Genomic DNA, 12142 nt, shown 5'->3' with positions numbered 1-12142 from the left:
ATAGAAAAATGAATAAGAGCATTAAACGAGGAGTAGCCATAGCGTTACTCCTTTTTACATTTACAGTACCAGCAACTACATTTGCAATGACAAATGAAGGGCAAATAGAAAATCAAAGTGAATCAATCTATGAACCACAAAAAGAAGAATTTGAGAAAATGTTGAAAGATGATGTTTTTGCACCATCAAAAGAAGAAATTCCTTATCAAGATGTTCCAAGAATACCAGGAAATACAAGTGAAGCAAATAAGCCTTCAAATAATCCTCCTAAGAAAACACCACTTGTAAAAGGTGGTAATACAAAGGCAGTAAATAATCTTGCGACACAAGAAAATAAGGCAAGAGGTTCAGTAATTGAAAATGTAGATAGGAATGGAAAAGATATTACACCAAGTGGAGATACAGAAAAAGATAAAGAAAATCCAGTAGATGTAAGACAATTTTTAACATTTCAAACTAAAAGTGGAAAAACTATGCACCTAATAGTGGATCACTCATCAAATCAAGATAATGTAAGATTATTAACAGAAGTAGGGGAGCAAGACCTACTTAATATGATTGAATCAGAAGATAAAAATACTATAAAGGTTGAAGAGCCTAAGAAAGAAGAAGTAAAAAAAGAAGAACCTAAGACTGTTCCAGTAAAAGAAGAAAAGAAAAGCGGGATAGGTTCATTTCTAATTGTTGCACTTGTAATTGGAGGAGTAGTAGGAGCAGGATATTATTTTAAGGTAGTTAAAGCTAAGGAAGATAAAATGTTGGAAGACTTTGAAGAAGATGATGAAGATTATATTAGTGAGTCAGAAGATGAATCTGACAATGAAGAAAGTAATGAAGAATCACTAGATGATGATGACGATGAACTATTATAAGGATATGAAAATTTAATCTAAATTGATTATTTCTCCCGAATATGATACAATATTCGGGAGAAAGGTGGTGCAAAATGAATTCCTATTTAGATCAAATAAAAAATAGAATTAATGATTTTGATAGCAGAAAAGTTTTTATAAACAATGATTTCTTAGATATAGCAGGAAATGAAACTGTTCGTAGAACTTTAAATCAACTAGTTAGTGAAAATAAAATAAAAAGAGTAATTAATGGATTCTATTATAATCCAATATACAGTGAATTAATCGGAGAGTACGAAGCAGTATCAATTCACGAGTTAGCACTTGCCATAGCAAGAAAATACAATTGGAATATTGCACCATATAATAGTACAGCCTTAAACTTATTAGGACTTTCAACACAAGTTCCAACTCACTATAAATATATATCTAGTGGAAGATATAAAGAATATAAAATTGGGGATACGGTTTTAGAATTTAAAAAAGTAAATCCAGGAGAGATTGCTAATATGTCCCTAAAGACTGCAACAGTTATTCAAGCAATTAAGTCTTTAGGTAAAGAAAATATAACCAGCGAAGTTATACAAAAAATAAGAGAAAACTTAAGTGAAAAAGAAAGAATAGACTTAATGAACGAATCAAAATCAGTTCCTGCATGGGTATATGAAGTAATAAGGGAAATTTGTGAGGGCAAAAATGAATAAGTTTTATATAGAAGACAAAGAAGACTTAAGAGTTTTAATAGTAAATACAGCCAGAAAGAAAAATATATCTGAAGCAGTCATTGAAAAAGACTATTGGGTTACTTTTATCTTAGATTATCTATTTAATGAAAACAAATGGAGGGAATATTTTACCTTTAAAGGAGGAACATCACTTTCAAAATGCTTTGGACTTATAGAAAGATTTTCTGAAGATATAGATCTAATCTTAGATTGGCGAGTATTAGGTTACGAAGAAAAAGAACCTTGGTTAGAAAGATCAAATACTAAACAGGATAAATTCAACAAAGAAGTCAATGAAAAGACTGAAATCTTTTTAAGAGATGAATTATTAAAAGTATTAGAACAAGATTTCAAGGACATGGACTTTGAATTTATGATTGATACTCTTGATCCACAAACAATTCTATGTAAATATCCTAAAATCTTTGAATCTAATTATTTGACACAAAATATAAGACTCGAAATAGGAAGTCTTGCAGCATGGACACCTGCAATTGAAGTGGAAATCCTGCCAATAATTGGAGAAGCCTATCCAAATGTTTTTAAAGAAAAAACTAATATAAGAACAGTATCAGCAGAGAGAACTTTTTGGGAAAAAGCAACAATTTTACACCACGAAGCAAATAGACCAGAATCTTCTCCTATGCCACATAGGTATGCAAGACACTTTTATGACTTATATAAAATAGCAAATTCAGATTTCAAAGACAGAGCCTTAGAGGATAAGGAGTTATTAAAGAAAGTAACTGAATTCAAAATGAAGTTTTATCCTAGGAAGTGGGCAAGGTATGAAGAAGCATTAGATGGTAGATTAAAATTAGTCCCAAGAAAATACCGATTTTCTGAAATAGAAAAAGATTATAAGGCTATGTCAGAAATGATATATGGAGAATATCCAAACTTTGAAGAGATTATAAAAGTTCTTCAAGAAATAGAAAAAGAAATTAATAAGTAAATCGAATTCTTCCGAAAAAAATATAATATTCGGGAGAAAAACTTTGAGCGAGAGAGAAATCTTTCGCTCTTTTTTTATTTATGGAGGTATTAATGAAGTTAGTAATAGCAGAAAAGCCTAGTGTAGCAGTTACAATTGCAAAAGTAATTGGAGCAAGAACAAGAAAAAACGGATATTATGAGGGAGGTGGATACATTGTTTCATGGTGTGTCGGTCATTTAATTCAAATGGCAAGTCCAGAAAGACACGATAAAAAATGGAAGAAATGGTCAATAGAAAATCTTCCAATAATTCCAGAAGAATATATTTATGAAGTATCTAAAAGCACTAAAAAACAATATGGAATTTTGAAAAAACTTTTAAATGATAAGAACATCGACACAGTTATAAATGCTTGTGATGCTGGTAGAGAGGGAGAACTTATTTTTAGACTTGTATATAATCAAGCTAAATGTAAGAAGAAGATTAAAAGACTTTGGATATCTTCAATGGAAAACAAAGCTATTGAGGATGGCTTTAGAAATCTTAAAGAAGGGGAAAACTTTGAAGACTTATATAGATCGGCAAGTGCAAGAGCTATTGCAGATTGGCTGGTAGGAATGAATTTAAGTAGGCTTTATTCTTGCATTTACAAGGAAACATATTCTGTTGGTAGAGTACAAACCCCAACCCTATATTTAATAGCTAAAAGGGATAGTGAAATAAACCTATTTAAGAAGAAAAAATATTATACAGTTGATCTATCTTATAAAGGATTGAAACTTGTATCGGATAGGATTGATAGAATTGAAGTTGCAGAGCAACTATTAAATCTGCTAGAAGATGAAATAGTTATTACAGAGGTAGAAGATAAAGAAATAAGCACAAAACCAGATAAGCCTTATGATCTCACGACCTTACAAAGAGAAGCAAATAAATATTTTGGATATTCAGCAAATGACACTTTAAACCTGGCACAAGCTTTGTATGAAAAAAAGCTAATCACATACCCAAGAACAGATAGTAGGTATTTAACCGATGATATGGTTACTACTATGAAAGAATTATTGGAAGGACTTGAAGAAGATTTTAAAATCAATGAATCAAACTTTAAGTCTATTTTTAATTCATCTAAAGTTACAGACCACTATGCAATTATTCCTACTATATCAGGTATTGGAAAAGCCAAAGATTTAACTGATAAAGAAAGTAAAATCTATAATCTAATTAAGGATAAATTACTTGCTTCATGTTCGGATAACTTAAAGGAATCTAGTAGAAAAATCAGATATGAATATGATAAATTTAACTTCAATGCAAGTGGCAAGACTATAATCGATGAAGGTTATACCAAGTATCTAAAGAGCTATGGAAAAGAAAAACAAAAAAATGAATTACCAGATATAAAGACTGGAGATAAAATTAAGCTAACTTCTAAAAATATATCGGAGAAATTCACCAAAGCCCCAAGTCATTATAATGAAGATACACTTTTAAAGACTATGGAGAATGCAGGAGTAGAATCTTTGGATAAAGCTATAGAAGTAGAAAGAAAAGGCTTAGGAACACCAGCTACAAGAGCAGGAATTATCGAAAATCTTATCCATAAGGATCTTATAAGAAGAGATAAGAAAAATCTACTTGTAACAGAAAAAGGCAATAGACTTGTATCGATTGTAGAGGATAAGTTTAAATCAGCAGAAACAACATCTGAATGGGAAATGAAACTTGCAAAGATTAGCTCTGGCGAAGTTGATAAAGAAGACTTTTTAAGAGAAATAGAAGATAGTATAAAGGAGCTTGTAGATAGGTACAAGAATAATCTAAATGAATAAGGTAAAAATATTAGAGCTTTTCGGCGGCATAGGTGCTATTAGAAAGGCTTTTATTAATTTAAAGATACCTTATGAAGTTGTTGATTATGTAGAAATAGATAAGGCTTGTGTTAAATCATACAACGCACTTTATGGAGAAGATTATAAAGCAAAATCAGTAGTAGGATATAAAGCTCCTAATGAGAAGATAGACTTAGTTATGCATGGAAGTCCTTGCCAAGACTTTTCAAGAATAGGAAAAAAGCAGGGAGGAGCAAAGAATTCAGGAACTAGATCAAGCTTACTATTTGAAACAATTAGAATAATTAAAGAAATGAAAGACAAACCTAAATGGATAATTTGGGAAAATGTAAAGGGAGTCCTTGATAGAAATATGAGGGACTCCTTTTTTATTTATCTAAAAGAGCTAGAGAGCCTAGGATATGAAAGCAAGTATAAAATCTTAAATGCAATGGACTTTGGGATACCTCAAAAAAGGGAGAGGATATTTGTTGTTTCATGTCTTGGAGCAAATAACTTTTCTTTTAATAAATTGGAGAGGAAAGAAACAAGACCACTAAGTGAATTTTTTGAAAAGGATGTAAGTGAACTTTATACAATGACCCAACCTTATATGCTGAAATTTTTAAATAAAGGCATAGATAACAGTTTTAGAGGGCGATTAAAAGTGATTAAAGCTTTTTCTTATACTATTTCTACAAAACAGATGAGAGTTCCTAATTCAGGAATAATAGATATTGGAAATGGTAAATATAGGTATTTAACAGAAAGAGAATGTTTAAGACTCATGGGTTTTGATGACATTGATATTAACAAACTAGAAGAAGCACATCCAAGAAGAAAAAATTGTACTTCAAGCAAGCTATATAAGCAGGCCGGCAATTCTATTGTGGTTGATGTTTTAATGGCTATTATAAAAGAAATTCATAGAATGGAGGTAGGAAATGCAAGTAAATGATTTTAAGAATATACAAGAAGCAATAAAGTATGAAGTTTTGCAAGATGAAAAAGAATATTTAAAACTCTTAAAAGTTATAGGCAATAATCAGAAATATGATTTTTCTAGCCAATTAAGTATATATAACAAAGAACCTGAAGCTAGAGCTTGTGCGACTTTTGATATGTGGAAAAAATATTTGGGCAGAGTTGTTATGAGAGGTCAAAAGGGTATTCCAATTTTAGTTGGAAGTGATGTAAACAAAAAAGTTTCATATATTTTTGATATTAGTCAGACCACATCAATGGATAGGAATATTAATGAGGTTAGCTTATGGCAGTTTGATCATGAAAATCATAACGAGGCTTTAAAAGAAATAATAAGAGATTCTTCATTTGAAGATAGTGATTCACTCAATGAAAATATATTTTCTTTGAGTCGAATTTATGGAGATGAATATATTAACTTGGCTCTTGCTGATTTGAGAATAGATATAGAGGATAGACTGAGTTTTGAAAAGTTTATGAGAGACTCAATATCTTATGCAGTAGCTAATAGGTTTAATACAGTCTATCCTATGGATACGGAAAATTTAAAAAATAATTTTTCTAGGATTAATACTATTTCTTTAGAACAGATAGGTCTTGTAATATCAAGGGTTAGCGAAGATATTATAGATAGCACAATAGAAAAATCTAAGGGAATGGATCGTGCTAGGCTGCTGACAGAAAGGGTCGCTGCCGACTATAATAGAGATATAGAAAATATAAATGAAGATAAAGGAGGTCAAGATGATTTATATAGACGAGATGATAGGTCAAGAATTAGAGATGGACGAGTTTTCACAGATGGAAGCGACAGAGGAAATAGCAATGAAGATCGAAGAGAAAACCTTGGACATGATGGAGAGGGATCTGGAATTTATGGAGAGATTTCCGAATCCAACATACGCAGTTCTAAGACTGTCTTACCTGGTAGGGAGCGAGGAGATGGAGAACTGGAAGAAACTTCAGAAAATGTACGAGGAGAAAACACTTTTGAACCATCTGAAGGAAATTCAAAATCAGGCAGTGGACTTTATCAAGAGAGAAAAAGTCAAAATGATGAAAGCACAAGGATTGACAGAGAAGATGATGAGAGAGAATCCAGAGGAATACCAAGGACAGATGAACAACTTGATGGCAACAGTAAAGAAGATGGCAATCAAGGAATACGTGGAAGCCTAGAAAATGAAATAAGCCAAGAAAAGGAAGCTGATGAAGCTTCTTTTTTTGATGACAAAAACACTGAAAATAGAAAAGATTACTGGATTGTAGAATTTAATGAAAACCACGAATTAGTTCCCGATTATAGTGGGCAGATAGTAACTAAGGATTTAATAAATGTCCTAAGACAAAAGGATATAGATGTTAAAGACCATAATCTAACTCATGGAGAAAATGAATTTGGAGAAATGACTGATGATTATATCGGATATTTCAAATTCTATTTTGACCACTATGTAGATGGCGAAGTTGTCGAACACTATAGGATTGACCTTGGTGATGGTGAAGAAGTAAATGAGCGTGAATTTTCATATTTAGAAGAGCAAGTTGCACTAAGTGAGGAAAAATCATTACAAGAAGAAGTTAAGGAAAAGATAGAGCCTAAGTTTAAGATAGGCGATCAAGTTAGATATAAAGATAAGGACTTTACCATTACAGATTTTGATGAACTAAGTGGAGGACTTAAAACTGTAACCATTAGAGATAATATGGAGTATATGGGAGGTATGATTAGGGGTTCGGAAGTAATTCCATATAGAAACGATTCATACCTTGAAGAAATCTTTGAAAATCTAACTCAAACATCAGAAAAATTAGCAGTAAAGGTTGGAAAAGAATTTATTTTAGAAGATAAGAATACCTTTGATGGAATTAACTTAATTGAAGCTGGAACTAAGGTAGAAGTTAATGGGGAAGAATTCCCTTTATATAAAGGTGAAACATTTGAAGAAAGTAGAAAGATTGATGACCTTTTAGATAGTGGAAATTATGAGATATACAAATTATCTGAGCATGAAAAACAAATTGAAAGACAAGTAGAGCAAGAAAGCTTTATAGATAACCACAATCCTGAAATTGACCAAATGATGGATAGATACAATGTTCCAAGAGAAGCAGCCGAAAACTTATTGAGGGGTAAAGAGGATTTAAAAAATCTAGGCTATGAACCTAATAAGGAAAAGCTAAGTTTTGCTAGAAATTATGACTTGAAAAATCATATCTACTCAGAATACCTTACACCATCAGAAAAGCTAGATAAAAATATAAAAGCTATTAAAATGCTAAAAAGACTTGAAAATGAAAATAGGAGTCCAAGAGAATATGAACAAGCCTATCTTGCTGATTATCTAGGCTGGGGTGGTCTTGCCGATGTCTTTGATGAAGAAAAGGGAGGACAATGGCTTGAAGCAAGAAATATTTTAAAAGAAAATCTAACAAATGAAGAGTATTTGAATGCTAAAGAGTCCACTCTTACATCATTTTATACACCTAGAGAGGTAATGGATGGAATATATAAGACCCTAACAGATATGGGTTTTAAGACTGGGAACATCCTTGAACCATCTGCAGGAGTAGGTAATTTCATTGGTAATATGCCAAGTGAAATACAAGGCTCTAAAGTCTATGGAGTAGAAAAAGATAGTCTAAGCGGAAGAATAGCAAGAGAACTTTATCCTGAAGCTAACATTCAAATTAAAGGCTTTGAAGAAACAAACTTCTCAAATAATTTCTTTGACTTGGTAATAGGAAATGTTCCCTTTGGAGATTTTAAAGTTAACGATCGTGAATATAACAGAAATAACTTTCTGATTCACGATTATTTTTTTGCAAAGTCAATAGATAAGGTAAGAAATGGAGGAATTATCGCCTTCATAACTTCATCTGGAACTATGGATAAAAAAGATGAATCTGTTAGAAAATATATTAATGCAAGATGTGAATTTTTAGGAGCTATGAGGCTACCTAATACAACATTTAAAGGACTTGCTGGTACAGAAGTTACTTCAGATATTATTTTCTTAAAGAAGAGAGATTCAGTTATAGAAAGAGATGATGATTGGATACACCTATCAACTGATAAAAAGGGTTTGACCTATAATAAATACTTTGTAGATAATCCTCAAATGGTATTAGGGGATATGAAAGAAGTATCTGGAAGATTTGGAAATACAATTACTTGTGATGAAAAAGAAGACGAAAATCTAAAGGATTTAATGGATCTTGCAAGTAAGGAAATATCTTCAAATTCAAAATATGAAGAAGTCGAGCTATTGGAAGATGAAGAATTAAGTCTTCCAGCAACAGATGATGTTAAGAATTTTTCCTATACCATCATTGATGAAGAAGTCTACCTAAGAGAAAACTCAGTATTAATTAAGCAGAATATATCAGATAAAAATAAAGAAAAGATAAAAGATTATCTTGATGTAATGAATGCTTTAAAAGATGTAATAGAAAAGCAAAAGGACGATTTTTCAGACGAAGAAATAGAAGAGTCACAAGCAAAGTTAAATGAAGTCTATGATAACTTTTCAAAGAAACATGGCTTTATTAACTCCTTATCAAACACTAGAGCCTTAAAGGAAGACTCAAACTTTCCTTTGGTATCATCAATAGAAATACTTGATGATGAGGATAATTTCAAAGCTAAGAGTGATATATTCTCAAAAAGAACAATCACAAAGGCAAAAGTAGTAGACCATGTAGACACTTCCCTTGAAGCTTTAGTCTTATCAGTTTCACAAAAAGGATATGTAGATTTTGAATATATGGAATCTATCACAAGTAAAGATAGGAACACCTTAATTGGTGAGCTTGAGGGCGAGATATTTTTAGATATTAAGGATACAGACCTAATAAATAACAGAATGCCCTTTGAGAACTTTGACAATGACGATCCATTTCATTTTTCATATGTATCGGCTGATGAATATTTAAGTGGTAATATCAGAGAAAAGATTGGCTACCTCAATTCATATATCGGAGAAATTGAAAATGTAATAGATTTAGCACCTTCTGAAAAGAAAGACACATTATTAAACGAGTTAGGCAAACTCAAATATCAAAGAGAAAAGTTACAAGAAGTTATGCCTGAAGAACTTACTGCTTCTGATATAAATGTAAGGTTAGGAGCAACTTGGATACCTCAAAAAGATATAGAAGACTTTACTTTTAATCTTTTAAAAACACCAGGTTATGATAGATGGAATATAAATGTTAGGTTCTCACCACATACAAGTGAATGGAACATTGAAGGTAAAAGTGTTGACTCGACTAATGACCTTGCTAACATGACTTATGGTACAAGTAGAGTAAATGCCTATAAGCTAATTGAAAATGCTCTTAATCTAAAAGATACGAAGGTATTTGACCAAGTAATAAATGATGATGGGTCTAAGACTTCTGTATTAAATAAAAAAGAAACTATGCTTGCAAGTCAAAAGCAGGAACTGATTAAAGAAGAATTTAAGAATTGGATATTTGAAGATCCTGATAGAAGATATAGGCTAGAAAAGATTTATAATGAAAAATTCAATTCAATTAGAAATAGAGAATTTGATGGTTCTAACTTAACTTTTGATGGAATGAATACTGAAATCAGACTACGAGAACATCAAAAAAATGCCATAGCAAGGACTCTTTATGGTGGAAATACACTACTTGCCCATGTAGTAGGAGCAGGAAAAACTTTTGAAATGGTAGCTTCTGCTATGGAATCTAAAAAGTTGGGACTTGCAAGTAAGTCATTATTTGTAGTTCCTAACCATCTAACCACTCAAATTGGTAGGGAGTTTATGCAATTATATCCGTCAGCAAATATTATGATGGCCGATAAAAAAGACTTCCAACCTAAAAATAGGAAAAGATTTATTGGTAGGATTGCAACGGGAGAATATGATGCGGTCATCATAGGACACTCTCAATTTGAAAAAATACCAATGTCCAAGGAATACCAGGTAAGGCATATACAAGACCAAATAGATGATATAGTTTCCTTTATTGACGAGAATAAAAGAAATAGAGGGGAAAATTTTACCGTTAAACAACTAGAAAAGACAAAGAAGAAACTCTTGGTAAGACTTGAAAAACTAAATGATGACTTTAAAAAAGATGATGTAATAACCTTTGAAGAACTAGGAGTAGATAAGTTATTTATAGACGAAGCTCATAATTACAAAAACTTATTCTTGCATACCAAGATGAGAAATGTTGCGGGTATCGGTCAGAGTGAAGCCTTTAAGTCTTCGGATATGTATATGAAATGTAGGTATATGGATGAAATGACAGATGGTAAGGGAGTTGTATTTGCTACTGGTACACCAATATCAAATTCAATGACAGAGCTTTATACAATGCAAAGATACCTTCAATATGACGATTTAAAAACAAGAGGATTAGAACATTTTGATGCCTGGGCTTCTACTTTTGGAGAAACAGAAAACACATTTGAATTATCTCCAGAAGGCACTGGATATAGGCAAAAGACAAGATTTTCAAAGTTTTATAACTTGCCAGAACTGATGAGCATGTTTAAAGAAGTAGCAGATATAAAGACTTCAGATATGTTAAATTTGCCAGTACCAGAAGCAAACTTCGAAGTTATTAAAACAAAACCTACTGAGGAACAAAAAGAAATATTAGAAGCTATTTCAGAAAGAGCTGATGCGGTTAGAAATAACCAAGTCGAGCCTACAGAAGATAACATGCTAAAGATTACAAATGATGGTAAAAAACTTGCCCTTGACCAAAGATTAATAAACCCACTACTTCCAGATGATCCTAATTCGAAGGTAAATGTATGTGTAAAAAATATCTTTTCAATCTGGGATAAGACAAAAGAAAATTCATCGACCCAATTAGTATTTTCAGATATGTCTACACCAAAAGGAGATGGAGAATTTAATATCTATGATGATATTAGAAATAAGCTAGTGAATATGGGAATACCTAAAGAAGAAATAGCCTTTATCCACGAAGCAGATACAGACAAACAAAAAGATGAATTGTTCTCTAAGGTAAGAAGAGGAGAAGTAAGAGTCTTATTAGGTTCTACTCAAAAAATGGGAGCAGGTACAAATGTACAAAATAAACTAATAGCCTTACACGATTTAGACGTCCCTTGGAGACCGTCTGACCTAGAGCAAAGAAGTGGTAGAATTGTTCGTCAAGGTAATGAAAATGATAAAGTCAATATCTTTAGATATGTAACAGAAAATACCTTTGATTCTTATTTGTGGGTGCGACATGAAGTCGCTTAATTTAACTGTTTGGCATAATGACCAAACCAACTATTCCGTTAGTTGAGCCAAGTATCGACTGCACTTAGGTGTGGTAAGCCGATATTAAAGTAGCCCTACTTGAGGTTGAACCGTGAGGGAATACCGAAACTGCCAGCAACAAGGCGGTTAGGGAGCGAGGCTTGATAATATGGCTAACATATGTGAACTACTGATAAATGCCGTTAAGGCGAACAGGCTAAAGTTGCTGACAAGCCTGAACCAAAATGGTGCGTAGTCGGATAATCCTTTCCACAGTGGGATTACACGGACAAAATGACTACCGGCAGAGAGGTAGAGCCTAAGTTATCAATGTTAATTAAGTGGAACATGGTAAGCCTGTACCGTTGCCAAAAGGCAAGGCAAATCGTAAGAAATGCTGATAATGGTGCAGGTAAAGGATAATGGAAAAAGCGAACGCCATCTTGTAATGAGATGGATAGGGGTTCAAAATTTGCCCTAACTTGAAAGAGTGCAGACTTCCATTTGGTTTTTAATCACAAGAGAACTTGTAGAATTTTTGAAAGGAGAAAGC

At 32.3% G+C, this 12142-nt stretch carries 6 protein-coding genes and 1 pseudogene; all 7 read left to right on the top strand.

What is annotated here, in order from left to right; translation table 11 throughout:
* Positions 1-8 precede the first annotated feature (8 nt).
* The 7 genes and pseudogenes from K8P03_RS10175 (at position 9) to K8P03_RS11235 (ending at position 12012) form a co-directional block, all read left to right on the top strand.
* Positions 9-872, top strand: a complete 864-nt coding sequence (locus K8P03_RS10175; protein WP_223420555.1) for a CD1107 family mobile element protein — start codon at positions 9-11, stop codon at positions 870-872.
* A gap of 74 nt (positions 873-946) precedes the next feature.
* On the top strand, positions 947-1558 hold the full coding sequence (locus K8P03_RS10170; RefSeq protein WP_016502696.1) for a DUF6088 family protein: 612 nt from the start codon (positions 947-949) through the stop codon (positions 1556-1558).
* The gene (locus K8P03_RS10165) at positions 1551-2534 is read left to right on the top strand and encodes a nucleotidyl transferase AbiEii/AbiGii toxin family protein (RefSeq protein ID WP_044727512.1); all 984 of its coding nucleotides are present in this window, start codon (positions 1551-1553) and stop codon (positions 2532-2534) included. The genes K8P03_RS10170 and K8P03_RS10165 overlap by 8 nt, the downstream gene beginning before the upstream one ends.
* Before the next feature lie 92 nt (positions 2535-2626).
* Entirely contained in the window at positions 2627-4348 is a 1722-nt protein-coding gene (locus K8P03_RS10160; RefSeq protein WP_223420554.1) for a DNA topoisomerase 3, read from the top strand.
* Positions 4341-5306, top strand: a complete 966-nt coding sequence (locus K8P03_RS10155; RefSeq protein ID WP_223420553.1) for a DNA cytosine methyltransferase — start codon at positions 4341-4343, stop codon at positions 5304-5306. The genes K8P03_RS10160 and K8P03_RS10155 overlap by 8 nt, the downstream gene beginning before the upstream one ends.
* Positions 5307-7563: 2257 nt before the next feature.
* Positions 7564-11568: pseudogene (locus K8P03_RS11310) on the top strand (helicase-related protein); the annotation flags it as partial.
* Positions 11569-11883: 315 nt separating this feature from the next.
* Entirely contained in the window at positions 11884-12012 is a 129-nt protein-coding gene (locus K8P03_RS11235; RefSeq protein WP_263285033.1) for a hypothetical protein, read from the top strand.
* Positions 12013-12142 lie beyond the last annotated feature (130 nt).

Origin of the sequence: Anaerococcus murdochii (genome assembly GCF_019957155.1) — a bacterium.
Lineage (GTDB): Bacteria > Bacillota > Clostridia > Tissierellales > Peptoniphilaceae > Anaerococcus > Anaerococcus murdochii.
This window is presented reverse-complemented; position numbering and strand designations above follow the sequence as displayed.